The sequence below is a fragment of the Microbacterium faecale genome (assembly GCF_014640975.1).
In the GTDB taxonomy this organism is placed as follows: Bacteria; Actinomycetota; Actinomycetes; order Actinomycetales; family Microbacteriaceae; genus Microbacterium; species Microbacterium faecale.
This window is the reverse complement of record NZ_BMHO01000001.1, coordinates 1,527,280-1,552,840: the sequence shown is the minus strand read 5'-3', so window position 1 is coordinate 1,552,840 and position 25,561 is coordinate 1,527,280. Positions and strand designations below refer to the sequence as shown.

The following is a 25,561-nucleotide window of genomic DNA, read 5'->3' as shown; positions in this document are numbered from 1 at the left end:
GGGCGCGAATGTCACAGGAAGATCACGGTCACCAGTAGCGGACGGAGACGCCGGCGCCGCGCTCCCACCGGATGCTGCCGCCCTGGAACCACTGCACGCAGCGGTCGCCCGAGGCCGAGCAGTTGCCGTCGCCGGTCGGGTAGCCGAGGCGGCCGGTCTGCCAGCCGCGCTCCCGCCACGCCGTCATGATCGCGCCGGACGTCGCGTGGGCGCCGGTCTTCGGCGACCAGTGGATCCGGCCACCCTCGAACCGCTGCGCACAGCCGCCGCCCTCAAGGACGCATCGCTTCTCGGACGTCGGGTAGCCGAGGCGACCCGCCTGCCAGCCGTTGTTCCGCCACGCGTCGACGAACGGTCCGGTCGTCGCGTGCGCGCCGGTCTTCGGCGACCAGTGAATCCGGCCCCCCTCGAACCGCTGTGCACAGCCGCCGCGCTCGAGACCGCAGCGCTCGTTGTTCGTCGGGTAGCCGAGGTCCCCCGTCTGCCATCCCGCAGCGCGCCACGCGCGCAGGATCGCCCCCTTGGTGATGTTGGCGCCCGTGGCCGAGGTCCAGTGGATTCGTCCGTTCTGGAACTTCTGTGCGCAACCGCCGTTCTCCAGCGTGCAGCGGCGGTCGGAGATCGGCTGCCCGAGGGGGCCGCCTCCGGAGCCCGAGCGCTCCCAGGTCGTGTAAATCGACCCGGTCGTCTGAAACGTCCCGCGGTTCTTGAGCCAGTGCACCTTGCCGCCCTCGAAGGGCTGCGTGCAGACCGACATGCCTGCGTTGCACCACCGCTCACCGGAGGGGTAGCCCAGCGCGCCCGTCTGCCACCCAGCGGCCCGCCACTTGCGCATGATCGAGTTCGTCGTCGCGTGCGCACCCGTCGAGCTTGTCCAGTGGATCCGACCGTCCTCGAACCGCTGTGCGCAGCCGCCGCCGTCCAGGCCACAGCGCGGATCCGACGTCGGGTACCCGAGCCGGCCGTTCTGCGACGACAGTGCCTTCCACCGAGCAGCGATGGCTCCCGAGACGTAGTGCGCCCCCGTCTGCTTCGACCAGACGATCATGCCGCCGTCAAAGGTCTGATAGCAGCCGTTGTAGCGCTGCAGGCCACACTTCTGTGTCGCCGTCGGCTCACCCAGCAATCCCGACTGGCCGTCGAGAGCACGCCACTTCTGCCCGATCTGACCGGGAACCGGGATATTCGGCGAGGGAGCGGACGGTTCGCCGCCGCGCGTGCCGCCGAACCAGTCGGTGTAGTAGTTGTAGAAGTTGCGGTTACCGTAGGCCGAGCACGAGTCGCCGATGCCGTAGCCGGCGTTGAGAGCGGCGCGATTCGGCTGGTACGGCGTGTAGTAGTACATCGCCGCCGTCGCCTTGTTCTCGATGCGCACGGCACCGGATCCGCAGGACGCGTTCGGGTGCCAGCGCACCTGCGAGGTCTTACCGACCGGGTACCAGCTGAAGTACGAGTCCTTCGTATAGCGCTGCAGCTGGTAGGCGGCCATGTACATCTGGTTCTGGAACCCGAAGTAGCGCTCGTCGCACGCGGCGTCGTCCGGGCACGCGTACCCCATCGCGATGTCGTAGCGGAAGTCGCTCGGCCAGGTGTGCGTGACGAGTCCCTGTTCCTTCTGGAGCATGACCACGAGCACCTTCTCGCTGACGTTGCACGCCTTCGAGACCTTCGAGATGATCTGGGCGGCGGTGTCGTTCGCCGCGCCGCGGTACGTCCCCGAGCAGTACGCGTTCGGCGCCTTCGTGAGGGTCTTCATCGAGAAGTCCTTCAGGCACGTGTAGTCCGAATCGCACTTCGGCACCTTCTTGTCGAAGAAGTACTGCATCTGCTTCGCCGACATCGTGCCCGACGTGTACATCTTCGCGTCGCTGATGATGTTGCCCGGGCGGAAGCCCTTGAGGGTGGCCGGCTGGTACGCGTCGATCGTCGCCGAATAGCCGCCGGGATCGGCCTCGTCGACCGTGTTGGACCCGACGTAGTCCCCGTTCTCGGGCGTCGGGATCCGCGCGATCTCGTCATCGAGCGTCTCCGCCGTGTCCTCGGGAGCCGCTGTCTCCTCGGGAGCCGCTGTCTCCTCGGGTGCCGCCGTCTCGTCCGGCGCGGGCGTCTCGGTCGGTTCCGCCGTCGGTGCGGGCGTCGCAGCGGGAGCGGCGTCCGGATCCGGAGCCTCCGTCGGCTGAGCCGTGACCTCGGGAGTCGGTGTCGGCGTCGGCGTCGTATCCGCGAAGGCAGTCGTCGGCAGCATCGCCATGATCACGCCCGCGATGACGGCGAACGCGAACGCGATCCGTCCCCTCCGGGCAGACTCGTAGCCGATTCTGATGCGACGCATGATGCTTAGTGTGACAGATGTGACTGGTTTGCAACACCCGAAGTTCGACTCTTCCGGCGCGTCGCGCGCCGCGTTGCGCCATCAATTAGGTAACGAGAAACTGATCCGAGTTCAGTCGCGACGTCGGAACATGCGCCTGCGACGCCGTGATCGCTCGATCGGGGCGGCGGGCAGGTCGAGCGACGCGAGATAGGCGAATCCGTCCGCCTCCGTCCGCTCGTCCCGAGCGATCGCACGGGCGAGAGACACCTTGCCCGTGGCCGCCACGCGCGCGACCACGGGCACGTCATGCATATTGGCCGACGCGCGTCTCAGCGCGCGCGAAACTCGCCGGTCGGTCTCGCCGTGGGGCGCGCACTCGATGAGGTATCGCACCGTCATCGTTCCGATCTCGTCTGCGGCCGGCCGCGCCTCCGACGAACACCTTTCCAGCAGGTGCGTCAACGCGGCGGGCTGATCGGCAACGAGCTCCTCGACGCGGAGCAGCGCCTGCGCCGCGCTGGCCGAAACATCCTGACCCACCGACCGCGTCACCGCGTCGCGCACAGCGGCCGAGGCGTGCCGAAGGCTCTCGTAGTCGCGCGAGTCCTCCGGGCCGCGCGCGATCCCACCGCGCCACAGATCCCGCGGGAACGCCGCGTCGATCGCGTCGAGGTCCACGATCGGAGGCGGCACGGGACCGAGTTCCAGCGCCTCCTCGTGCGTGGCAGCGAATCGCACGTCGGCGCGCCCCGTCCCGGCGTAGTAGTCGAGATACTTCAGTGGGTGCTCGGCCGCAGGGACGAGCGGCCGCGACGGGATGCCGTATGCGTCGGCAAGTACGAGCGCGTGCAGGGAACTGGCCACGACGAAACCGCTCCCGGCGATGCGCGCCGCGATCTCGCGGGGCTCGCCGACAGGGCTGAGGACATCCTCACCCGGCACGCGATCGAGCTCGTTGAGGTTCGGGACGACGGTCAATCCGCCGGCCCCGTTCGCGGTCACCTCCGGGAACAACCGCGGAAACAGAAGGGCCGGATCTCCGTACACCTCGGGGGCGCGCACACCGTGCCCGAGGAGCACCGCGCGGGTCAACGGCCCGCGCACGGAGCGCACGTCCAGTGGGTATCGCACGCGCTGAAGCACCTTGCCGTTGATTCCCGCGCCCCACACGACATCGCCGGGCGAGGCGAACTGCAGCACGCTTCCGACCGAGAGCAGGCGCGCCGAGCCCTCCTGTCGCGGAGCCGCGCTGAGCAGCGCGCGCACGAGCAACGGTCCGATCTCGTCGCCGAAGTTCCTCGGCGCATCCGGCGCGTCTGGCGTCCAATGCGGCACGCGAACGCCGTCGATCAACTCGTCGGGAAAGGCCACGAAGCTTCTCCTGGGGTCATCATGAGCGGCAGGGTGAGAAACCCGCACACCCCAGGGCCATCATCGCGACAGCTGCGCGGGCGCCGCAAGGCGCGCGCCGGTTTCCCTCCCGAGCCTCCTATCATGTGGGCATGCGTTCCGGCCCCCAGCTGCTCGTCTTTCCCGCCTATCTGAACAACGCGTTTCTCAACCTTCTCCAACTGGCTCCGGCAGCTGGCGGCTTCCAGATCCGCGGTGCGCACACGTACGACGACCTCATGCGCGGACTCGCCGACCTGGGGCGCGGCGACATCGTGCACCTGCACTGGACGACGCCGATCGCGCAGCAGGCCCAGTCGTACGCCGATGCGCTCAGCCGCGTGCGCCGCCTGGATCGCGCGCTCCGAGGCGTCCGTTCGCGCGGCGGGAAGCTCGTGTGGACCGTGCACAACCGGCTGCCCCATGAGCTCACGTTCCGCGAGCTCGAGATTCGGCTGCTGCGCGTCATCGCCGACTCGGCCGACGCCGTCCACATCATGGCACCGCACACGCCCGAGGCGATCGGCGACGTCGTCTCGCTCGACCCGCGACGCATCCGGCAGATCCCGCACCCCAGCTACGAGGGGGTGTACGACACGTCGGTCACGCGGAGCGATGCGCGTGCCTCGTTCGGCCTGACGGACGGCGACACCGCGGCGCTGTTCCTCGGACAGATCCGGCCGTACAAGGGCGTCGCCGCGCTCGCGGCCGCAGCCGCCGAGGCCGACGCGCGTCGCAAGAACGACCTCGTGCTGATGCTGGCCGGCGCGGTCAAGGAGATGTCGCGCGCGGATTTCGCGGCGTCGCTGCCGAGCGGGATGCGCACGGTGACGCAACTCGCGTTCGTGGCGGACGCTGACATCGCGCGCTGGTTCCGCGCCGCCGACGTCGCCTGCTTCCCCTATCGCGCGATCCTCAACTCCGGCAGCGTCCACCTCGCGGCCACGTTCCGCGTCCCGGTCATTCTCCCCGCGGATCCGGGACTGCGCGCGCAGTTCGGCGATCAGCGCTGGGTGGCGTTCTTCGACCCCGAGGATCCCACGGACTCCCTTGCCGAGCTGCTCGCCACGGATCCGTTCGCCTCGGTGACCGACGCCGACTTCGACGACTTCCTCGCGCCGATCTCCCCCTGGGACGTCTCACGCGCCTACGCCGATCTGCTCGCGGAACTCAGCGCCGCCTGAGCTCGATCAGGGCAGGAGCCGGCGAACACCGCGGACGAGCCAGTGGCGTCGGCGGCGCACCACGAGGATCCGGTCGACGACGTCGTAGAGGAACGCGTCACGCGGCGAATACGGCGGCAGCTCGAACGCCGCGTCGATGTTCGTGATGGCATCTCCGGCGACAACGACCGGCGTGAGCGGACGATGCAACGGCAGCGACGCGGCCGGGAAGGCGGCCGACCAGCTGCGCACGCCGTCGGCTGCCGTGCGCCAGGTGACGTTCGCGGCGTCGATCACGCGCCGCTCCCCCGCTGCGAGCGCGGCCTCGCCGTCGAACAGCGCCGGCCGTGGGTCGTCGGCCACGGACGCGGCGTCGGCGGAGACCGTCCCCTCGATGACGAGGAGGTCGCCGCCCGAGACCCGATCCACTCGAGCGCCGATGCGCGCCCGCATCTCGCGGCGCGCGTCGTCATCCGATGGCTCCTGCCACGCGTCGACCGCGAACAAGCGCGCGCGCTCGCCGAGCATGTCACGGGCCTGTTCGACAAGCTGTCGCCACTCGGATCCGGCAGCACGCGGCTGCGCCAGCTGGCGCGAGAGTCGCTCCAGGACGAGTGCGCGCTCCTCATCGCTCCAGGCGGAGTCCGCCGCGAGCAGCGCTCGCCACGTGGCGACGAGGTCTGCGCGTTCTTCCGTGGAATCTGTGCCCTCGGGGTGGCCGCCCGCGACGCGAGCGATGGCGTGGCCAGCGTCGAACTCCCCGCGCGCCGCCAGCTCGAGGGTGGCGCGGCGCAGCGATCCGATGGCGTCGGGGGCGCGCACAGCCTCGAGCAGCGCGTGTAAGGCGGCCGCGACCTCGTCGTCGGCCTCCGACGGGGCCTCCCAGGCGAGCAGGTAACGGTTCACGGCGACGAAGCCGTCGCGGTCCCAGACGAGGTCGGCGTACACCTCTTCGAGCGCGGGGAGAGCCGCCTCGCTCACGAGGCGGGCGCACTCGGCCTCCTGCGTCAGGTAGCTCACGAGACTCGTTCCGGCGCCCGCTCGCGCCGTCATCGACCCGGATCCGGGCCGCTCGCGATAGACGTACACGGCGTCGGCGATGATGTCGATCGACCGGGCGGCGAGAAGCGCCGTGACCATCGGGACGATGTCGTTCGAGCGCGGCACGTCGGGGAAGCGGATCCCGGAGCCCGTCCAAAACTCACGCCGGAACGCGCGGTTCCAGCACGGGCGGCTGTAGATCAGCGTCGGCTCGTCCGCGAGCGAGATGCCCTCCGCCGGACGGTCGAACGCCGGCATTGCGGCGGTCGGGCGCCACGTGTCGACCGCGCGGAACTTGAGATAGTCGCCGACGGCCATGTCAGATCCGGAGCGCTCCAGGCTCTCGGTCAGCGCGGCGTACGCGCCGTCCGGGATCAGGTCGTCGCCGTCCGCGAACACGAGATATCGACCGCGTGCGCGCTCCGCCCCGGCGTTCCGTGCGGATCCGCCGCCCTGGCCGGGCGAGGCGATGACCGTCACGCGGGGATCGCGAGCGGCCACCGCGCCAGCGTCCTCAACCGTTCCGTCGTCGGAGCGATCGTCGACGACGATCACCTCGAGATCGTCGAGCTGGCGAAGCACGGAGTCGAGCAGCTGCCGCAGCCACGGCCGAACATTATGGGTCGGGATGACGACCGACAGCAGCGGGGCGTCGGAGGCGTGCTCAGCGCGGGAAGATCCGGACATATCCGCACCAGGATATGTGAACCCAGCACGTGGCAGGATATGGAGAGCGTCCGGACCGGACGTTCCCCACGAAGGAGATCCTCCAGATGCAGTTGAGTGTGATCGGTTGCGGTTACCTGGGTGCCGTGCACGCGGCGGCGATGGCCTCGCTGGGCCACACGGTCGTTGGCATCGATGTCGATGTGGCGAAGGTGGCGAAGCTGTCGGCGGGTGAGACGCCTTTCTTCGAGCCGGGGCTCGATGAGATTCTGAAGGCGGGCATCGACTCGGGGCGCCTGTCGTTCTCGACGGACTATGCGGCCATCGCGGATGCCGACGTGCACTTCATCGGGGTGGGAACGCCGCAGCGGCGCGATGCGGCGGGCGCGGACATGACGTATGTCGACAGCGCGATCGCGGGGATTCTGCCGCACGCGAAGGCGGGCTCGTTGATTGTGGGGAAGTCGACGGTGCCGGTGGGCACGGCGGCGCGCTTGGCGGAGATCGTGCGTCCGAAGGGCGTGCGTCTGGTGTGGAATCCGGAGTTCCTGCGCGAGGGCTTCGCGGTGAAGGACACGGTGGATCCGGACCGGCTCGTCTACGGCGTCGACGGTGACACGCGTGACGAGGACGTCGCGACGCTCGACGCGGTGTACGCGTCGATTCTGGAGCGGGACACGCCGCGCCTGGTGACCGACTTCGCCACGGCGGAACTGGTGAAGGCCGCTGCCAACAGCTTCCTGGCGACGAAGATCAGCTTCATCAACGCGATGGCCGAGATCGCGGAGGTCACGGGCGCGAACGTCACGGAGCTCGCGGACGCGATCGGTCACGACGAGCGCATCGGCCGCAAGTTCCTCAATGCCGGCATCGGGTTCGGCGGCGGGTGCCTGCCGAAGGACATCCGGGCGTTCGCGGCGCGCGCCGAGGAGCTCGGCAAGGGTGAGTCGGTGGCGTTTTTGAAGCAGGTCGACGAGATCAACCTGCGTCGCCGCGAGCGGGTCGTGGACCTCGTGGTGGACTCGTTCGACGGTCAGCCCTACGGCCGACGCGTTGCGGTGCTGGGGTTGGCGTTCAAGCCGGACAGCGACGATATTCGCGACTCCCCCGCGCTCGACGTGGCGGTGCGTCTCAAGGGTCTCGGCGCGAAGGTCGTCTCGTACGACCCCCAGGCGATGGAGACCGCGCGTCGCGCCCACCCGCAGCTGACCTACGCCGACAGCCTCGACGAGGCCCTCACGGGCGCCGAGACGGTCGTCGTGGCCACCGAGTGGAAGCAGTTCAAGCAGCTCGACGCGACCGAGACGGCGCAGAAGGTGGAGCGAGCCGTCGTGATCGACGGTCGCAACATCCTCGACCCCGACACCTGGCGCGAGGCCGGCTGGACCTACACCGGAATGGGCCGATGACGAACCCCCGCGTCGCGGTCGTCGTCCGATCGAAGAACCGTCCGCGGTTCCTCGATCGGGCGCTGCGCAGCATCGCGGGGCAGACGATGGCCGACTGGGAGTGCGTCGTCATCAATGACGGCGGCGACCCGGCCGGCGTCGACGAGATGATCGCGCGCGTGCCGGAAGAGCACCGCGACAAGGTACGCGTACTGCATCGACAGACCTCGCACGGGCGCTGGGCGAGCGCGAACGCGGGTGTCTCGCTGACGTCTGCTCCCTACCTCGTGCTGCACGACGACGACGATTCGTGGCACCCCGAGTTCCTCGAGCGTGCCACGGCCTACCTCGATCGCGAGGGTAACTTCCAGCGCGGCGGAGTCGTCTCGCGCATCGAGATCGTCTGGGAGCGCGTCGACGGCGGCGACTATGTCGAACTCGGGCGCGAACTGTTCCAGCCCGATCTGACGGCGCCGACCCTCGGCGACACGATGCTCTTCAACCGCTTCGTGCCGATCGGCTTCGTCTACCGTCGCGCGATGCACGACGAGCTCGGCATGTACGACGAGCGACTGCCCGTCGTCGGCGACTGGGACTTCACGATGAAGGTGCTCGCGCGGGGCCCGCTCGAGTACCTCGACGACCGGCCATTCGCATACTGGCACCAGCGGCCCGGACACGCCGGGATCGACGGCAACAGCGTGATCTCGGCCGGATCCGAGCACCGGAAGTATGACGCCGAGGTGCGCGATGCCGCACTGCGCGAATACGTTCGCGAGTACGGGCCCGGTCTGCCCCTGTACCTGACGAAGTTCATCGATCAGCGCTTCGTCGAGGTGGAACAGGGGCTCCGCCGCGAGATCGAGCGCTACAGCCTCCCCGAGCGCACCCTCCGCATTCTGAAGCGGACCTTCCGCAAGGACTAGCGCAGCATCGGAGTTAGTGCGGGGTGGTGCGGATGACTTCGACGGCATCATCGATGGGGCCGTCGAAGAGCACGCGGTGCTCGTGGATGACGATGCCGCGCGAGCAGAGCTGCTGCACCGTCTTCATGTTGTGACTGACGACGAGCATCGTCACGCCCTGTTCGGTGAGCTCGCGCAGCTTCTCGTTGCACTTCTTGCGGAACGGGGCGTCGCCGACCGAGAGGACCTCGTCGACGAGGAGGATGTCGAGGTCGACGTGGATCGCGACCGAGAACGCCAGGCGCATGAACATCCCGGACGAGTAGTGCTTGACCTCCTGGTCGATGAACTCGCCGATCTCGCTGAAGGCGACGATGTCGTCGAAGCGCTCCTCGATCTGCTTCTTCGACATGCCGAGGATCGCGGCATTCAGGTAGACGTTCTCGCGACCGCTGAGCTCGGGGTGAAAACCCGCACCGACCTCGATGAGCCCGGCGACCCGTCCCTTGGTGAACACGCGTCCCTCATCGGGTTCCATGACGCCCGACACCATTTTGAGCGTGGTCGACTTCCCGGATCCGTTGAAGCCGAGCACCGCGACCGACTCGCCCTCGCCGATCTGGAAGCTCACGTCCTGGAGGGCCTCGAAATAGTCGGCGCGCACCTTCTTCCCGCGCGTCCAGTTGACGAACCCCTCCTTGAGGGAATGGGTGTTGCGCTTGAGGAAGCGCTTGGTGACGCCGTCGACGATGATCGCCGGGGTGCGCTCGGAAGTCTGTTGCAGAGTGTCGGTCATCACACGTCCTGAGCGAAGGTGCGTTCGAATCGGCGGAAGGTGAGCTGCCCGATGACGACGAGCACGATTCCGATGAGGATCGCGATACCGATGTGCGTCCCGAAGTGCGGGGCGAATCCGACCCAGCCGCCTTCGTTCGACGCGGAGTACTCGTCGACCGTCGGAACCCAGAAGCCGAAGTGCATCAGCTCGACCGCGACCGTGATCGGGTTGCACAGATAAAGGAACAGCCAGATGTCGCCGAGGTGCTCCTCGATGAGCTGCCAGGTGTACAGCACGGGAGAGGCCCAGGTCGCCAGCTGGCGGATGACCTCGGCGAAGTTGTCGATGTCGCGGAAGCGGACGTTGATGCCGGAGAACAGCAGGCCGAGCCCGAAGGCCACCAGCGCGATGATGGCGAGTCCGAGCAGGATCGCTCCCGCCCCCGCGATGGTCGGGATCCACCCGTAGATCAGCGCGACGACGATCAGGATCGCGAGCTGCGGGAGGAAGTGGATGAACGCGCCCGCGATCGCCGCGATCGGGAACAGCTCCCGCGGCAGATAGATCTTCTTCACGAGCGCCTTGTTGCCGACGACCGAGCCCGTCGCGTTCCCGAACCCCTCGTTGAAGAACTGCACGGTGATGAAGCCGGAGAACAGGTACAGCGGGAAGTTGTCGACGCCACGGTCCATCCCGAAGATGAACCCCATCACCAGGTAATAGATGAAGAACTGAATGAGCGGCTTGACGTACGACCAGGTCCACCCGAGTGCCGAGTTGCGGTACCGCGTCGCCGTGCCCTTGCGGATCAGCAGCGTCAGCAGGTAACGCCACCGGATGACATCGCGCAGGCCCCGCCCGCGCCCCGGAACGTCGTACTGAGACAGGTCGATGTTCGTCACAGGAGCGCGCCTCGCAGGGGTCGAACGCAGAAGGTCACACTGGATCCTACCGCCCGTATGCAGGCGATTCTGAGAACCCTCACTCGACCGGTTCCTCAGTCTCGCCCGCGGGGTGGAGGGCCTCGTCGACCAGCTGGCGGATGGCGACCGCGTCGGGCCACTCCTGGTCGACGCCGGAGTCCGGGTTCAGCTCGATCGACGTCATCTCCTGCGAGCGCGAATCGACCGCGAGCTCGACGAAGGTCGACACGAGTCCCTGTGGCACGTCGGTGGTGATGACGTCGTCGCCGGCACGCGCGACCTCCTGGAAGCGCGCGAGGACGTTCTGGGGCGTCATCTGGCTGATGACCGCCTCCTGCAGCTCGCGCTGGCGCTGCATGCGGTCCCAGTCGCTCGTCGTGTAGCGGGAGCGGGCGTACCAGAGCGCCGTCTCGCCACTCATGTGCTGAGTGCCCTCCTCGATCCAGCCGGTGGCCCACTCGCTCGCGGGCTGGCCCTCATAGGCCGGCCCCGGCCCCTCGGGCAGCCTCTCGTCGACCGTGATCTCCACGCCGCCGAGCGCGTCGATGAGCGCCGCGAAGCCGTGCATGTCGATCGAGACGTAGTACGGGATCTCGACGCCGAGCAGCCCCTCGGCGGCGTCCTTCGTCGCCTCGATCGCCGGCGTGGACGCGTTAGCTTCGGCGTCAGGATACAAACTCTCGCCCGAGTCGTCGCGGCAGAACGTCACGGCGTTCGTCAGCTGGTTGATGCCGCTGCTCCAACCGCAGGCCGGATCCGCGTGCCCCTCGAAGTAGTTCGGGTACAGCTGCTGCATCGGGCTGCCGTCGCTGAACGGAACGTGCTGCAGGTCGCGCGGGATGCCGGTGATCGTCACCCGCCCCGTGTCGGCGTTGACCGAGATCACCGAGATGCTGTCGTAACGGACCGAGTCGCGGCCCTCGGCCGAGTCGGCACCGAGCAGCAGCACGTTGTAGTACCCGTCACTCGCCGGCACGACGGGGCCCGACGAGTGGAAGATGGATCCGAGAGTGCCGCCCGCCGCGAAGAGCCGCGGAGCCGCGAGCGCGCCCGTCGCCCCCTGCAGGAGCATCAGCACGATCGCGAGCAGCGCGATCAGGAACCGCTGCGGTGTGCGCGTCTTGACGAGCCGCACGAGGCGGAGCGTGTCGATCGACAGGATGACCCACAGGATCGCGTACGCCGCCACGACGACCGCCAAGGCGATGAGCACGTACGGCCGTAGCACGAGATCGGCGACCGCCTCGCGCCACAGCAGTGCGCCGAGCGCCGCGATGACGATCAGGAGCCACATGACGAGCGTCGAGGCGAGGCCGAGCTTGGCGAACCGCCTACTGCCGGCGAGCGACTGCGCGGAGCCGGGAATCAGGAACCCGAGGATCACGAGCCACCATCCGCGGCGCGTCATCATCGCCGCGTTGCGGGCGTCGGGCGTGCGCAGCGGGGTCTCGTTGATGACCGGGCCGCGCGGCACCGCCAGGCGTTCGGCGGCAAGGGTCACGACAGGGAGTCCTTCAGCCGCTGATTCTTGTCCTCGACCTGCGACTCGAGCCGGTCTGCATACTGCTCGACGCGTTCCGCGACGTCGGGATCCGCGGAGCCGATGATGCGCGCGGCGAGAAGTCCGGCGTTGGTCGCGCCGCCGATCGACACGGTTGCGACGGGGATGCCCGCGGGCATCTGCACGATCGAGAGCAGTGAATCGAGGCCGTCGAGCGTCTTGAGCGGCACGGGAACGCCGATGACCGGCAGCGGCGTCAGCGAGGCGAGCATGCCGGGCAGGTGCGCCGCTCCCCCGGCGCCCGCGATGATCGCCTTCAGACCGCGTCCACGCGCCTCGCGTCCGTAGCTGACGAGCTTGTCCGGGGTGCGATGGGCCGAGACGACCTCGACCTCGTGCGCGATGCCGAACTCGGTCAGCGCCGCCGACGCGTCCTGCATGACACGCCAGTCAGAATCAGAGCCCATCACGACGCCGACGAGGGGGGATCCAGAGTTGGGAAGCACCCTACGAGAGTAGAGGCTCGACTTGCGGCTGGCTGAGTGCCTCGCCTGAGTCAGCTCAAGAAGTGGCGCCGCCGGCCTACTCGAAGCCCTTGGCGGCTGCGCGGGCGATGTAGGCCGCCTCGTCGATGTCGTCGCTCGTGGCGTTGACGTGGCCGACCTTGCGGCCGGGGCGCGATGCCTTCCCGTAGGTGTGGATCTTCGCCTGTGGGTACGCCGCCATCACGGACGGGAAGCGCTCGTCGATGTCGACGCCGTCGGGGCCGCCGAGGATGTTGATCATGCACGTCGCGTCGACGAGCGGCTCGGCGGATCCGAGCGGCAGGTCGAGCGCCGCCCGCAGGTGCTGCTCGAACTGGCTCGTGATCGCGCCGTCCTGCGTCCAGTGCCCGCTGTTGTGGGGGCGCATGGCGAGTTCATTGACGAGGAGACGCTCGTCCGTAGTCTCGAACAGCTCCACCGCGAGCATCCCGGTCACGCCGAGGCCGTTCGCGATCTCGGTCCCGATGCGCGCCGCGATCTCGATGATGCGCTCCCCCGCGCGGGGGGCGGGAGCGAACACCTCGGCGCATACGCCGTCCCGCTGCACGGTTTCGACGACCGGATACGGCACCATCTCGCCGCTCGGTCGGCGCGCGACCTGCTGGGCGAGTTCGCGCGAGAAGTCGACGAGCTCTTCCACGAGGATCCGCTCGCCCGCGAACGCCTCGAACCAGTCGTCCGCCTCCTCCGCGGACCGGACGACGCGCACGCCCTTGCCGTCATACCCGCCGCGCGGGGTCTTCACGACGGCGCGTCCGCCGTGGTCGTCGATGAAGGCCTGCAGCTCCGCGTGCGTCGCGACGCCAGCCCAGTCGGGCTGCGGCGCGCCGATCTCGGCGAGTCGCGCGCGCATGGCGAGCTTGTCCTGTGCGAACTGCAGGGCGTCGGGCCCCGGGTGCACGGCCGTCCCGTCGGCGACGAGCGCGCGCAGCACCTCTTGCGGCACGTGCTCGTGGTCGAAGGTGACGACGTCCACATCCGCCGCGAACGCGCGCACCGTCTCGAGGTCGCGATAGTCACCGACTGCGGTTGCGGCGAGCGCCGCCGACATCCCCTCCTGCTCCGCCAGCACGCGGATCTCGATGCCGAGTTCCGTCGCCGGAGCGATCATCATCCGGGCGAGTTGCCCACCGCCGATTACGCCGACACGCTTCGTCATGCGCCCATTGTCTCAGGCTGACGGCTGCTCGAGATACGGATCGGCCGCGAGCTGCTGTGCCTGCCGGTGCGCGAGGATCTGGCAGATCTCGATCTGGTCGCTGAGCGTCTCGCGCACGAGCTTCGGGTTCCGCACACCGCGCAGCTCAATCGTCGATCCCGCCCACGTTAGTCGCAGCGTTCCCGTTCCGAACGCGCCTTGCACTGGTCCGCGGAGCAGCTCAACGCCGTACCCCGTCGCGTGCAGGAACTCGCGTCGGCGCCGCAGGAGAAGCCCATGCCGCGCGATGATGCGGCGGGTGGTGACGATGTAGCTGCGCGAGATCCACGTCCACCACGGCAGCAGGACGCCGAAGAAGACGACGACGACCGCCGCGGCGAGGAGCATCCAGTCGTCGAACGGATCCGGCAGATTCGTCAGGAAGTAGCCGGTCGCGCCGGCGACAGCGATGAGCAGGACCGCCGGCCAGACGAGCCATCCGGCACCGCGACGGAATGTCGCGATACGGAGCTCCTGCTGATCGGCCATGCCTCCATTGTGGCCCGGCGACGGCGCCGTGGCGCGTCGGCGCGCGGTAGCCGGAGCAGAGCGCCCGTGCGCCCGAGCCGAGGACTTTTCGCCGACGAGAGGACTTTTCGCACGGATCCGGCAGTTTCTCGGGAGGATCTCCTGCGCTCGCATGGGTGCCCGATGCACCCGCTCGCGTCAGTGATCGGTCGGGGCAGGCCGGAGGTGCACGACGTCCCCGGCGGAGACCGCGTGCCGTGATGCCCCGTCGATCACGAGGCGACCGTACTCGTCGAGGTCGATCGCACGGCCGGTGAGGTGTGTGCCGTCGGGAAGGTGCGCCGTCACGCGGCGTCCCACTGTCACGCACGCTTCGCGCACGAGCGCGCGCACGGATCCGCGCTCGACGAGCGCCGTGAGCTCGCTGAGACGCCGCAGGTAGTCCGCGAGGAGCCGATCCTCATCGACATTGACGCCCTCGCTGGCGAACGACGTGGCGGTGTCGGTGGGCAGTTCCTCGGCCGTCATCCGCGTGTTCACCCCGCTGCCGACCACGACCGTGCCCTCCGTCGCCACCTCGGCGAGGATCCCGCAGATCTTGCGTTCGCCGACGAGCACGTCGTTCGGCCACTTCACCATCGCTCCGGGGATCTGCGACGAGACCGCCTCCGCCATCGCGACGCCCGCGATCAGCGGGACCCAGCCACGACGTTCCGCCGGCACGGCGTCGATGCGCAGCACGACCGACACCGCGAGCGCCGTGCCGGCGGGGGCCACCCAACGGCGATCGAGGCGGCCGCGTCCGCCGCGCTGATCGCGCGTCAGGAGCACGCCGAGGTGGGGCCACGCCTCCCCCTGACGAATCCGCGCCAGCAGATCCGCGTTCGTGGATCCGATGTGCTCCGCGTCGATGAGGCGGGGCGACACGGCTTCGGCGAGCGACCACATGCGTCCGATCCTACGCACGCCGGATCGACGTCTTCCTTCGCGCAGGGTGGCGTGGCTCAGCGCAGCGGGCTGCGCGAGCGGCGGCCCGCGGTCACCCGGCGAAGCCGCCCCACGGGCGGCGGTCGTAGCGACGCAGACGCCGCGACGTCGTCCATGCCCGATTCACGGGTCGGTCGTCGACCGTGGCCGTAGCGGCCTCCTGCGCGGCAGCCTCGGTCACGACGGCGAGCACGGCCGCGAGTTCTTCGTCCGTGGGGTTGCCGCGCGTCACGCGCAGGTCGGGCTCGCCGGTCACAGCGGGATGTTCCCGTGCTTCTTGGGGGGCAGCTCGGCGCGCTTGCGACGCAGCGCGCGCAGCGCCTTCGCGATCATGACGCGCGTGTGCGCCGGCTCGATCACGCCGTCGAGCTCGCCGCGTTCCGCTGCGAGGAACGGCGAGGCGACCGAGTAGGTGTACTCGTCGGCCAGCCGCGTGCGCACCGCGGCGACGTCTTCGCCGTTCTCCTCGGCCTTCTTGATCTCGCCGCGGTAGAGGATGTTCACCGCGCCCTGGCCGCCCATGACGGCGATCTCGGCGGTCGGCCAGGCGAGGTTAACGTCGGCGCCGAGCTGCTTCGAGCCCATGACGATGTACGCGCCGCCGTACGCCTTGCGCAGGATCACGGTGACGAGCGGCACGGTGGCCTCGGCGTACGCGTACAGCAGCTTCGCGCCACGTCGGATCACGCCCGTCCACTCCTGGTCGGTACCCGGGAGGTAGCCCGGCACGTCGACGAGGGTCACGACGGGGACCGAGAACGCGTCACAGAACCGCATGAAGCGGGCAGCCTTCTCGCCGGCCTCGATGTTGAGCGTTCCGGCCATCTGCTGCGGCTGGTTGGCGATGATCCCGACCGAGCGTCCCTCGATGCGTGCGAACCCGACGACGATGTTCGGGGCGAACAGCGGCTGGACCTCAAGGAACTCGCCGTGGTCGGCGATCACGGAGATCACTTCGTGGATGTCGTACGGCTGGTTCGGCGAGTCCGGGATGATCGTGTTGAGACGCTGATCGAGGTCGCTCGTCTCGAACTCGAAGTCCGAGGTGTAGTCCGGCAGGTCCGCCATGTTGTTGTCGGGCAGGTAGCCGAGCAAGGAGCGCGCGTAGTCGAGCGCGTCCTCTTCGTCCTCCGCGAGGTAGTGGGCGACTCCGGAGCGGGTGTTGTGCGTGTGCGCACCGCCGAGCTCCTCCATGCCGACGTCTTCGCCGGTGACGGTCTTGATGACGTCCGGCCCCGTGACGAACATCTGGCTCGTCCGGTCGACCATGATCACGAAGTCGGTCAGCGCCGGCGAGTACACGGCGCCGCCCGCTGCAGGGCCCATCACGATCGAGATCTGCGGGATCACGCCGGACGCGCGTGTGTTCAGCCGGAAGATCTCGGCGTACTTGCCGAGCGCGAGCACGCCCTCCTGGATCCGCGCGCCGCCCGAGTCGAGGATCCCGATGATGGGCATGCCGTTCTGCAGCGCGAACTTCATGACCTTGACGATCTTGTCGCCGGCCACCTCGCCGAGGGATCCGCCGAACGTCGAGAAGTCCTGCGAGTACACGGCGACGACGCGCCCGTGGATCGTGCCGACGCCGGTCACGACGGAGTCGCCGTACGGACGCGAGCGGTCCATGCCGAACGACGTCGTGCGGTGGCGCACGTACTCGTCGAGTTCCACGAAGCTGCCGGGATCCATGAGCTGCTCGACGCGCTCCCTGGCGGTCTGCTTGCCCTTGGCGTGCTGCTTCGTCGCGGCCACGTTCTCGGGCTCGACGACGGCCTCGTGGTAGCGGTTTCGCAGGTCCTGGATCTTGCCCGCGGTGGTCGAGATGTCCGGTTCGGTCACGGATTCCACCCTAATCACGCCATCCGTCCGACCGTTGGCTCACGTGCACAACGCATCGGCGCGTCGCGTGTGCGATCTCCACATGGCGTCCGCGGCTTGTCCCCCAAAGAGCCGACTGCCGCGGCTGCCCGCCGACAACTAGCGTGAGTTTCGAGCGATCGCGCTCGCCGTCTCGTCCGCTACAGGGTAGGCGCACGAGAACGGCTCGCAGAATCGGTTTTCGGGTGACCGCACTGCGTAGTTGACCCGGGGCGGGCTCTCCGCCCCGGGTCTTTTCTTGTCGGGGCTCGTCACCCGCGCGGGATCTCCGTCCAGAGATCCACGTCGCCGTCCTCGGTGCGCCCCGCGACCGTCACGGCGGTGTCTTCGAGCCGCGACGTGCGCACGATGATCTGCGCCGCGCGGGTGCCGGACAGCGTCGCCGCCAGCTGCTCTCGCACGCGGCCGACCGCCGCAGGCTCGAGGTCATCGAGCCCGCCCTCGTCGAACAGGGTCACCGTGCTTCCGTCTCGCCGTCGCTCCTGGAGCGCGGCGCGCACGCGCGCGTCGAGGAGGCGGGCCGCCCGGAGTTCGTCGCGCAGCGTCGCCTCAGCGATCACCGCGTCCGCCCGTTCCCGGTCTGTCAGATGCCCCGCAGCCTCGATGACGCGGGTGAGCACCGGCCCGGCGACCGCGAGCGCGACGCGCACGCGCTCCCGGCGCTCGCGACCGCGCGACTCCTGCGCACGACGCCACGACGCGGACTCCTGCTGGATCGTGGCGAGGCGCACCGTGTCGCGGTACGCCTGATCGGTGAACAGCACGACGAGCTGAGCGACCGCGACCCAGAGCAGGGATCCGAGCAGTCCTGCGACGAAACCCGTCGCGATGCTCCCGACCACGACCGTCGTCGCAACGGAGAACACGGCGATGCCCGCCCACGCCGCGATCGGTCGGCGGCGCGCGCAGACGATCGTGAACACAACGCCGCCGGCTCCCACGAACCACGTCGCGTTCGGCGCCGACGCCGCATCGGTCCCGGCCATTCCCGCTGTCGCGATCACGGGGAGCGTTGTCGCGGCCGCACTCGCGGCCATGGCGGCCCATCGGGGCATCCGCGCCGGGTGAGACGTGTCCGCAGCGGCGCGTCCGGGCACCAGGAGCGCCAGGGTCGTGGCGGCGACAAAGATCGCCACGGCGCCCACCCGCACGACCAGCGCCGTCTGAGCGTCCGGCGCGATGGCGCCGCGGATCGCGAAGTATGCCGCGAGCACGGCGGCAAGCAGCGATAAGACGGTGCGCGCCCGCATCTAGGACGCCTCCCGGTAGATGAGCGAGACGTGGGTGCCGGCGCGCGACGAGTCGATCTCGGCGCGCGCACCCGCCGCGGCCACGCGCGCGATGATCGACCCACGGATGCCGAGCCGGTCGGCGTTGATCGCGTCGACGTCGAACCCGTCGCCGGCGTCTCGCACGTCGATCCGGACGCCCGGTTCAAGCGTCGCGACCTCGACCGCGAGACCGGCGCCCGCCGCGTGTTCGAGCGCGTTCGCCACCGCCTGCGTGGCAGCGAGCACGAGGGCGCGCGCGGCGCGCGCAGGCAATTCGTCGCGAGCGCGATCCGGGAGCGCGATGTGGATGTCGGCGCCGAGCTGGGCGACCGATTCCCGCAGCTCGTGCGTGAGCCGCGCGACCGTCACCGGCTGATTCGTCCCGACGACCATCTCGTCATCCGCGTTGGCGAGCCGTCCGAGCGCGTCCCGCGCCATCGTCACCGCGAGCTCGCGCTCGCGGTCCGTCCGCGCCCGCGCCGCCGCGATGAGCGCCGCGAGAACGCTGTCGTGCATGAGCGAGGCGACCTCGACGCGCTCGCGCTCGGCGGATTCGAGGCCTGTCGCGTCCGAGTATGCCGTCACCGCTTCCGCCCGCGCCGCGTCGACACTGGCCGCGATGCCGCGCAGCGCCCAGGCCACGACCACATAGACGACGCCGAGCAGCAGGGCGATCGACACGTCGTAGAGCACCTGCTCCCAGAACGCCGGTGCGCCGCCGCCGTGCACGAGGCGCGCCGTGGCGAACAGCGTCGGCACGCCGATCGCGAACGCCAGCTGCGCCGCGACCGGGAACGCGATGATCGCCCCGACCGGAGCGACTCCGAGGAGGTAGTACGGCCACGGCTCTGCGGCGGGTGTGACGTCCGCGATCTCGGCCTGCACGAACCACACGACGAGCGACGCAGTGAACACGCACGCGAACCCGCCGCTGGCGAGCCGGGGCGCGCGCCCCAGCAGGCAGGCGAGAACCATCCACGCGAGCACGGCGAAGACCGTGGCGATCATCGGCCACCACGTCGCACCGACGGTCGGATCGTGCAGCGTGAAGATCGCCGCCTGCGTGCCGATGACGGCGGTTCCCACGGCGACGATCACCTGGATGGCGCGCTCGATGCGCCGTCCGGTGTAGCCGTGCGGCGCGCTCGGCGGCACCGGGCGCCGCGAGAGCTCACCCCACGCGCGATCGATCGTCGCGGCGGAGGCGCTCGGCATCAGGCTGTCAGGCACGATGCGTGTCCGGAGACGACATGATGCCGTCCTCGATCGCGCGCCGCAGAAGATCAACCTTGGTGGGCGCGGGCCGCCCGACCCCGACGTACTTGCCACGGATCCGCGCGATGTTCTCCTTGGCCGTCGAGAACGCGATGCCGAGCCGGTCGGCGACCGCCTTCAGCGGCAGCCCCGCGGCGTAGAGCCGGAGCACCTCACGCTCGCGGGTCGACAGCTGTGCGTCTGCGAAGGCCCGGTCGCTCTCGACGACGGCCGCCCATTCGACGTTGTCGAGCGGTTCCCCCGCCGCGACCGTGCGCACCGCCTGGACGACCTCCCCCAGGGGCGACGCCTTGCTGACGACGCCCACAGCGCCCGTGGCGAGCGCCTCTCGCACGCTGGCCGGGCGATCGGCGACCGAGTGGACGATGACGGCCGATTCCCCCGCGAGGCTCGAGACGTTCTCGGCGACCGTCGTGCCGTCGCCGAGCGTCAGGTCGAGCAGGACGATGTCGGCGGGCACCGCGTTCGCGTCGCGCAGGCTGCGCCGGTACTCGCCCACCGTGGATCCGCTGAACACGATCGAGGCACCGTCGTCGACGAGCACGGCGTGCAGCCCGAGGCGCACGGATTCGTGATCGTCGATGAGCGCGACCGTGGTCATGTCGATCAGGATATCGACAGAACGGCGACGGCCTCCACGTGATGCGAGTTCGGGAACAGATCGAAGGCGCGCAGCACGTCGATGTCGTACCCGAATCGACGGAAGATTCCGACGTCGCGCGCGAGGGCGACCGGATCACAGGCGACGTAGACGACGGCCCGCGGTGACAGCTGCGCGATGGCGTGCACGACGCGTTCTCCCGCGCCCGCTCGAGGCGGATCAAGCAGCGCGATGCCGCGGGTCAGGTCGTCGTCAGGCTCGAGCCCGGCGACGAACCGCTCGACCCGCGCGGTGACGGCGCGGACTGGCAGATCGGCGAGGTTCTCCCGCGCGTGGCGCGTGGCGGTCGACGCCGACTCGACCGTCGTGACGCGGGCCTTCTCGCCATGTCCGGCGAGCGCCGCTGAGAACAGTCCGACGCCACCGTAGAGGTCGAGGTGGTGGGCGCCGGGCTCCACCGGAAGGCTCGCGAGGGCGTCGCGCACGGCGGCGTCGAGAACCGTCGCGGCGCCACGATGCACCTGCCAGAACCCGCCCGCGTCGACGCGGAAGGCGCGATCGGCGACGCGCTCGGTCACGACCTCGGACCGCTCGCGGCGCCGGGCGCGGGCATCCGGGCGGCGCAGGATCCGCACCCTCCCATCGGCGGGCTGGACGAGATCGATCCGCCCCGGCTGCTCCCGGCCGAGCGCGAGGGCCGCGTCGGCGACCTCGGCCGTGGCGAGCGGGTAATCGGCGACATCGATGACATCGTGACTGCGGGCCGCGAACGGCCCGACCCGCCCGTCCGCGTCGACATGCAGGCCGACGCGGGTGCGCCACCGGGTGCCGTCCGCGGTCTCGTCGGATCCGGCGGGCTCGACGAGAGTCGACACGGCGCCGCCCGCGAACCGGTCAAACGCTTCCTCGATCACGCGGCGCTTGAGCTCGCGCTGGGCTGCGAGCGCGACGTGCCCGAAATCGGCGCCGCCGGGACGCGCCGCTGGCGGCCGCGAGACGTCGGCCTCGCGCCACACATGCGGGATGCGATCCTCCGACGCGTCCAGCACGTCGAGCGTCTCGGCGCGGGCGAACGAGCGGCGCACGTCCGTCACGCGCGCACGGATTCGCTCGCCGGGCAGCGCGTCCGGCGTGAAGACGACGAGGCCGCTCTCCCCATGTCGCGAGACGAAGACGCCGCCGTGCGCGACGCCCGACACCTCGAGTTCGAGTACATCCCCCGTCTGCATCCCGCCATCTTCCCACGCCGTGCCCGCGTGTCTCCGGCACGTTCGTTGCCCTGAGCAGGAGCTGTACCCGAGACTGGGGGCATGCTCCAGGTGTGTCTCGCGTCGACGTCCCCCGCCCGGCTCATGCTCCTGCGGCAGGTGGGAATCGAACCACGCCTCGAGGCCCCCGACGTCGACGAGGACGCGGTGATCGCCGCCCTCGAGCGCGAACTGTCGCCGGCGGAGCACGTTCTGCTGCTGGCCACGCACAAGGCCGACGAGGTCGCGTCACGACTGGCACGTGAGGGCTTCGAGGGCATTGTCATCGGCGGAGACTCGATGTTCGAGCTCGACGGACACGTCTACGGCAAGCCGCACACTCCCGAGCGCGCCACCGACCGCTGGCGGCAGATGCGGGGCATGACCGGCACACTCCATTCGGGCCAGAGCGTCATCCGGATCGCGGACGGGCGGCTGACCCGCGCCGACGCCGTTTCGCAGGCGGACGTGACGTTCGCCTCGGACGTGACCGACGAGGAGATCGCCGCGTACGTCGCGACGGGCGAGCCCTTGTCGGTCGCCGGCGCGTTCACCGTGGACAGCCTCGGAGGAGCCTTCATCGAGCGCGTCGACGGGGATCCCTCGACGGTGGTCGGTATGTCGCTGTCGACCGTGCGCCGACTCGTGCGCGACCTCGGCATCGAATGGACCTCCCTCTGGGCCACGACGGCCTCGTAGCCAATCGCACACGAAACGCCGGGCATGTTGTGGAGGTCAATCAAATCTCCACGGCCCCCGCTGGATAGGCTCGAATCCATGCCCGCAATCCGCAAGGTGCTCATCGCAAACCGTGGAGAGATCGCCGTCCGCATTATCCGCGCGGCCCGCGACTCCGGAATCGGATCGGTCGCCGTCTACGCCGACCAGGACCGAGATGCCCTCCACTCCCGACTCGCCGACGAGGCGTACGCTCTCGGGGGCGCAACGAGCGCCGAGACGTACCTCGCCATGGACAAGATCCTGTCGGTCGCGCGGCGGTCCGGTGCTGACGCCGTGCACCCCGGATACGGGTTCCTGGCGGAGAACGCCGACTTCGCGCGCGCCGTCACCGACGCCGGCCTCGTCTGGATCGGCCCCGGTCCTGAGGCCATCGAGGCGCTCGGCGACAAGGTGACCGCACGCCACGTGGCCGAGAAGGTGGGCGCGCCGCTCGCCCCTGGCACGCCGGGTCCCGTCGCGGGCGCGGACGAGGTCATCGCCTTCGCCGAGGAGCACGGACTGCCCATCGCCATCAAGGCGGCCTACGGCGGCGGCGGGCGCGGACTGAAGGTCGCGCGCGAGTTCGATGAGGTCGCCGAGCTGTTCGAATCCGCGACGCGCGAAGCGGTCGCGGCATTCGGCCGCGGCGAGTGCTTCGTCGAGAAGTACCTCGACCGGCCGCGCCACGTCGAGACGCAGTGCCTCGCCGACGCGAACGGAAACGTCGTCGTCGTCTCGACGCGCGACTGCTCGCTGCAGCGCCGCCACCAGAAGCTCGTCGAGGAGGCGCCCGCGCCGTTCCTGTCCGAGGAGCAGAACCGGATCCTGTACGACGCGTCGAAGGCGATCCTGAAGGATGTCGGCTACGTCGGCGCGGGAACGTGTGAGTTCCTCGTGGGCGCAGACGGCACGATCTCCTTCCTCGAGGTGAACACGCGGCTGCAGGTCGAGCACCCCGTGAGCGAGGAAGTGACCGGCATCGACCTCGTCCGGGAGCAGTTCCGGATCGCCGCGGGCGGCCTCCTCGAGTACGGCGACCCCGTGCCGGAGGGCCATTCGATCGAGTTCCGCATCAACGGCGAGGACGCCGGTCGCGGATTCCTCCCCCAGCCCGGCCCCATCCACACGTTCAAGGTCCCCGGCGGCCCCGGTGTCCGCGTCGACAGCGGCGTCACGGCCGGCGACGAGATCGGCGGCGCCTTCGATTCGATGCTCGCCAAGCTCATCGTGACGGGCAGCGACCGCGCGGAGGCGCTCGATCGCGCACGCCGCGCCCTCGACGAGTTCGAGGTCAGCGGCCTGCCGACGGTGATCCCCTTCCACCGGGCGGTCGTTCGCGATCCCGCGTTCGCGGCGTCGGACGGAGAATTCGGCGTGTATACGCGCTGGATCGAGACGGAGTTCGCGGGCGAGATCGCGCCGTGGGACGGCGAGCTGCACCAGGCCGAGCCCGCCCCCGAGCGCCATACCGTGGTCGTCGAGGTCGGCGGCAAGCGCGTCGAGGTCAGCCTGCCGGAGCGCGTCACGCAGCCGGCCGCCTCGCGAGGACGACCGGCGAACGTGCCGCCGTCGCGTCGCAGCCACCATGCATCCGGCGTCCCGAGCGGAGCCTCCGGTCACGCCGTCACCTCGCCGATGCAGGCGACCGTCGTGAAGATCGCGGTCGACGACGGTCAGGACGTCGTCGCGGGCGACCTGGTCGTCGTCCTCGAGGCGATGAAGATGGAACAGCCCCTGCACGCGCACAAGGATGGGCGCGTCGCGTCGATCAGCGCGCCGGTCGGTCAGACCGTGAGCGCAGGGCACCAGCTGCTGCAGATCGTCTGAGCCGCGCCGGCGTCACTCCTCGACGCGGACGCCGAGTCCGTGCATCGAGCGCGCGGCGTCGGTGATGGACCCGGACAGCGACGGGTAGGCCGTGAACACGCGCGCGACCTGATCGACCGTGAGACGACGCTCGACCGCCATGGCGATCGGGAAGATGAGCTCGCTCGCCTTCGGGGCGACCACGACACCGCCGACGACCGTGCCGGACAGGCGGCGGGCGAAGAGCTTCACGAAGCCGTCGCGCACGCCCATCATCTTGGCGCGCGGGTTCTCCTCGAGATCGAGCTTGCACTGGATCGCGTGCTCCGCGTCGGAGGTCCAGCCGACCGTGGCGATCTCGGGCGACGTGAAGATGTTGGCGGCGATCTTGTGCTCGGCGAATGGGATCACCGCGTCGCCCATCGCGTGGAAGACGGCCGTGCGGCCGAGCATCGAGGACACCGACGCGAGCGGCACCAGGTTCGTGCAGTCGCCCGTCGCGTAGATGTTCGACACCGAGGTGCGACCGACCTTGTTGACGCTGATGTGACCCGACTTCTCGAGCTGCACGCCCGCCTCCGCCAGGCCGAGGCCTGACGTGTTGGGGACGCCGCCCACGGCCATGAGGCAGTGGGAGCCCTCGATGGTCGAGCCGTCCGTGAGCGTGACGACCACGCCGGATCCGGTGTTCTCCACCGTCTCGGCGCGTGACTTCGCGAGGAGCGTCATGCCCCCGCGCGTGAACACCTTCTCGAGCACCTTCGCGGCATCGGGGTCCTCACCGGGGAGCACCTGCTCGCGGCTCGAGACGAGCGTCACCTTCGCGCCGAGGTTCATGTACGCCGAGGCGAACTCGGCCCCGGTGACGCCGGAACCGACCACCACGAGGTGCTCGGGCAGCGCCGACATGTTGTACATCTGCTTCCAGGTGAGGATGCGGTCGCCGTCGGGCATCGCGCCCGGCAGCTCGCGCGGCGACGCGCCGACCGACACGATGATGGTGTCGGCCTCCAGCCGGTCGAAGTCGGTGCCGTCGGGGCCGGTCGAGACGATGACCGCGTCGTCGCCCTCCAGCCGGCCGTGGCCAGAGATGATGGTCACGCCGGCGTCGAGGAGGCGCTCGCGCATGTCTTCGGACTGCTGCCCCGCGAGAGCGAGCGTGCGCTTGTTGATGGCCAGCAGGTTGATCGCCACTTCCGGCTTGAGCGGTTTACCGGAGTCGCCGCGCGCGTAGAACTGCACGCCCAGATCGCCGGCGTCCTCGATCGCGCGCGCCGCGTCGGCGGTCGCGATCAGCGTCTTCGACGGCACGACGTCGGTCAGCACGGCGGAACCGCCGACGCCGGTGCTCTCGACGAGGGTCACGTCGGCGCCCAGCTGCGCTCCCGCGAGCGCCGCCTCGTATCCCCCCGGCCCGCCGCCGATGATCGCGATCCTCTGGCTGCGTTCGAAGTCGAAACTCATGGGCCCCATTGTGTCACCCTGGCCCAGACAGCG

The 25,561-nt window shown here is 69.6% G+C and carries 22 protein-coding genes; 5 read left to right on the top strand and 17 right to left on the bottom strand.

The genetic code is table 11. The features are described 5' to 3' along the window. Nucleotides 1–28 precede the first annotated feature (28 nt). Both IEW87_RS07385 and IEW87_RS07380 read right to left on the bottom strand, forming a co-directional pair. A complete protein-coding gene (locus tag IEW87_RS07385; protein WP_188711623.1) occupies nt 29–2,332 on the bottom strand; it encodes an LGFP repeat-containing protein in 2,304 nt (767 codons plus the stop codon). A 111-nt stretch (nt 2,333–2,443) separates the two neighbouring features. Further along, nucleotides 2,444–3,685 (bottom strand): polysaccharide pyruvyl transferase family protein, encoded by a 1,242-nt coding sequence (locus IEW87_RS07380; RefSeq protein ID WP_188711622.1) that lies wholly within the window; start codon nt 3,683–3,685, stop codon nt 2,444–2,446. A gap of 131 nt (nt 3,686–3,816) precedes the next feature. Between IEW87_RS07380 and IEW87_RS07375 the strand changes: the two genes are divergently transcribed. After that, nucleotides 3,817–4,887, top strand: coding sequence for a glycosyltransferase (locus tag IEW87_RS07375; protein WP_188711621.1), 1,071 nt, complete (start codon nt 3,817–3,819; stop codon nt 4,885–4,887). A gap of 6 nt (nt 4,888–4,893) precedes the next feature. Here IEW87_RS07375 and IEW87_RS07370 read toward each other — a convergent pair whose 3' ends face one another. Next, on the bottom strand, nt 4,894–6,594 hold the full coding sequence (locus IEW87_RS07370; protein WP_188711620.1) for a glycosyltransferase: 1,701 nt from the start codon (nt 6,592–6,594) through the stop codon (nt 4,894–4,896). Nucleotides 6,595–6,680: 86 nt separating this feature from the next. Between IEW87_RS07370 and IEW87_RS07365 the strand changes: the two genes are divergently transcribed. After that, on the top strand, nt 6,681–7,982 hold the full coding sequence (locus IEW87_RS07365) for a UDP-glucose dehydrogenase family protein (protein ID WP_188711619.1): 1,302 nt from the start codon (nt 6,681–6,683) through the stop codon (nt 7,980–7,982). Continuing rightward, on the top strand, nt 7,979–8,887 hold the full coding sequence (locus IEW87_RS07360; RefSeq protein WP_188711618.1) for a glycosyltransferase family 2 protein: 909 nt from the start codon (nt 7,979–7,981) through the stop codon (nt 8,885–8,887). Before IEW87_RS07365 ends, IEW87_RS07360 begins: the two co-directional genes overlap by 4 nt. A gap of 13 nt (nt 8,888–8,900) precedes the next feature. Here IEW87_RS07360 and IEW87_RS07355 read toward each other — a convergent pair whose 3' ends face one another. The 13 genes from IEW87_RS07355 to IEW87_RS07295 form a co-directional block, all read right to left on the bottom strand. Then, nucleotides 8,901–9,662 carry an ABC transporter ATP-binding protein gene (locus tag IEW87_RS07355; RefSeq protein WP_188711617.1) on the bottom strand — a complete coding sequence of 254 codons (762 nt, stop codon included), beginning with the start codon at nt 9,660–9,662 and terminating at the stop codon, nt 8,901–8,903. Next, a complete protein-coding gene (locus IEW87_RS07350; RefSeq protein WP_229731007.1) occupies nt 9,662–10,546 on the bottom strand; it encodes an ABC transporter permease in 885 nt (294 codons plus the stop codon). The genes IEW87_RS07355 and IEW87_RS07350 overlap by 1 nt, the downstream gene beginning before the upstream one ends. Nucleotides 10,547–10,625: 79 nt before the next feature. Next, nucleotides 10,626–12,068 carry an LCP family protein gene (locus IEW87_RS07345; protein ID WP_229731006.1) on the bottom strand — a complete coding sequence of 481 codons (1,443 nt, stop codon included), beginning with the start codon at nt 12,066–12,068 and terminating at the stop codon, nt 10,626–10,628. Continuing rightward, nucleotides 12,065–12,535: a 5-(carboxyamino)imidazole ribonucleotide mutase gene (purE, locus tag IEW87_RS07340; protein ID WP_188712695.1), complete on the bottom strand. Its 471-nt coding sequence runs from the start codon at nt 12,533–12,535 to the stop codon at nt 12,065–12,067. The genes IEW87_RS07345 and purE overlap by 4 nt, the downstream gene beginning before the upstream one ends. A 115-nt stretch (nt 12,536–12,650) precedes the next feature. Beyond that, nucleotides 12,651–13,772 carry a 5-(carboxyamino)imidazole ribonucleotide synthase gene (locus IEW87_RS07335; RefSeq protein ID WP_188711616.1) on the bottom strand — a complete coding sequence of 374 codons (1,122 nt, stop codon included), beginning with the start codon at nt 13,770–13,772 and terminating at the stop codon, nt 12,651–12,653. Nucleotides 13,773–13,784: 12 nt separating this feature from the next. Beyond that, on the bottom strand, nt 13,785–14,300 hold the full coding sequence (locus IEW87_RS07330; RefSeq protein WP_188711615.1) for a PH domain-containing protein: 516 nt from the start codon (nt 14,298–14,300) through the stop codon (nt 13,785–13,787). A 177-nt stretch (nt 14,301–14,477) separates the two neighbouring features. Beyond that, entirely contained in the window at nt 14,478–15,227 is a 750-nt protein-coding gene (locus tag IEW87_RS07325) for a biotin--[acetyl-CoA-carboxylase] ligase (protein ID WP_188711614.1), read from the bottom strand. 91 nt (nt 15,228–15,318) lie between these two features. Further along, complete coding sequence (locus IEW87_RS07320) at nt 15,319–15,522, bottom strand: acyl-CoA carboxylase subunit epsilon (RefSeq protein ID WP_188711613.1); 204 nt, start codon at nt 15,520–15,522, stop codon at nt 15,319–15,321. Continuing rightward, the gene (locus IEW87_RS07315) at nt 15,519–17,114 is read right to left on the bottom strand and encodes an acyl-CoA carboxylase subunit beta (protein WP_188711612.1); all 1,596 of its coding nucleotides are present in this window, start codon (nt 17,112–17,114) and stop codon (nt 15,519–15,521) included. The genes IEW87_RS07320 and IEW87_RS07315 overlap by 4 nt, the downstream gene beginning before the upstream one ends. A 281-nt stretch (nt 17,115–17,395) precedes the next feature. After that, nucleotides 17,396–18,394, bottom strand: a complete 999-nt coding sequence (locus IEW87_RS07310; RefSeq protein ID WP_188711611.1) for a hypothetical protein — start codon at nt 18,392–18,394, stop codon at nt 17,396–17,398. Next, nucleotides 18,395–19,645: a sensor histidine kinase gene (locus IEW87_RS07305; protein WP_188711610.1), complete on the bottom strand. Its 1,251-nt coding sequence runs from the start codon at nt 19,643–19,645 to the stop codon at nt 18,395–18,397. Further along, complete coding sequence (locus tag IEW87_RS07300) at nt 19,638–20,291, bottom strand: response regulator transcription factor (protein WP_188711609.1); 654 nt, start codon at nt 20,289–20,291, stop codon at nt 19,638–19,640. Before IEW87_RS07300 ends, IEW87_RS07305 begins: the two co-directional genes overlap by 8 nt. 5 nt (nt 20,292–20,296) lie before the next feature. Beyond that, on the bottom strand, nt 20,297–21,520 hold the full coding sequence (locus tag IEW87_RS07295) for a class I SAM-dependent RNA methyltransferase (RefSeq protein WP_188711608.1): 1,224 nt from the start codon (nt 21,518–21,520) through the stop codon (nt 20,297–20,299). Nucleotides 21,521–21,601: 81 nt separating this feature from the next. On the opposite strand from IEW87_RS07295, the gene IEW87_RS07290 reads away from it, so the two are divergent. Then, on the top strand, nt 21,602–22,237 hold the full coding sequence (locus IEW87_RS07290; RefSeq protein WP_188711607.1) for a Maf family protein: 636 nt from the start codon (nt 21,602–21,604) through the stop codon (nt 22,235–22,237). 78 nt (nt 22,238–22,315) lie between these two features. Next, nucleotides 22,316–24,085 carry an acetyl/propionyl/methylcrotonyl-CoA carboxylase subunit alpha gene (locus IEW87_RS07285; RefSeq protein WP_188711606.1) on the top strand — a complete coding sequence of 590 codons (1,770 nt, stop codon included), beginning with the start codon at nt 22,316–22,318 and terminating at the stop codon, nt 24,083–24,085. Nucleotides 24,086–24,097: 12 nt separating this feature from the next. On the opposite strand, the gene IEW87_RS07280 is transcribed toward IEW87_RS07285, so the two are convergent. Further along, complete coding sequence (locus IEW87_RS07280; protein WP_188711605.1) at nt 24,098–25,528, bottom strand: NAD(P)H-quinone dehydrogenase; 1,431 nt, start codon at nt 25,526–25,528, stop codon at nt 24,098–24,100. Nucleotides 25,529–25,561 lie beyond the last annotated feature (33 nt).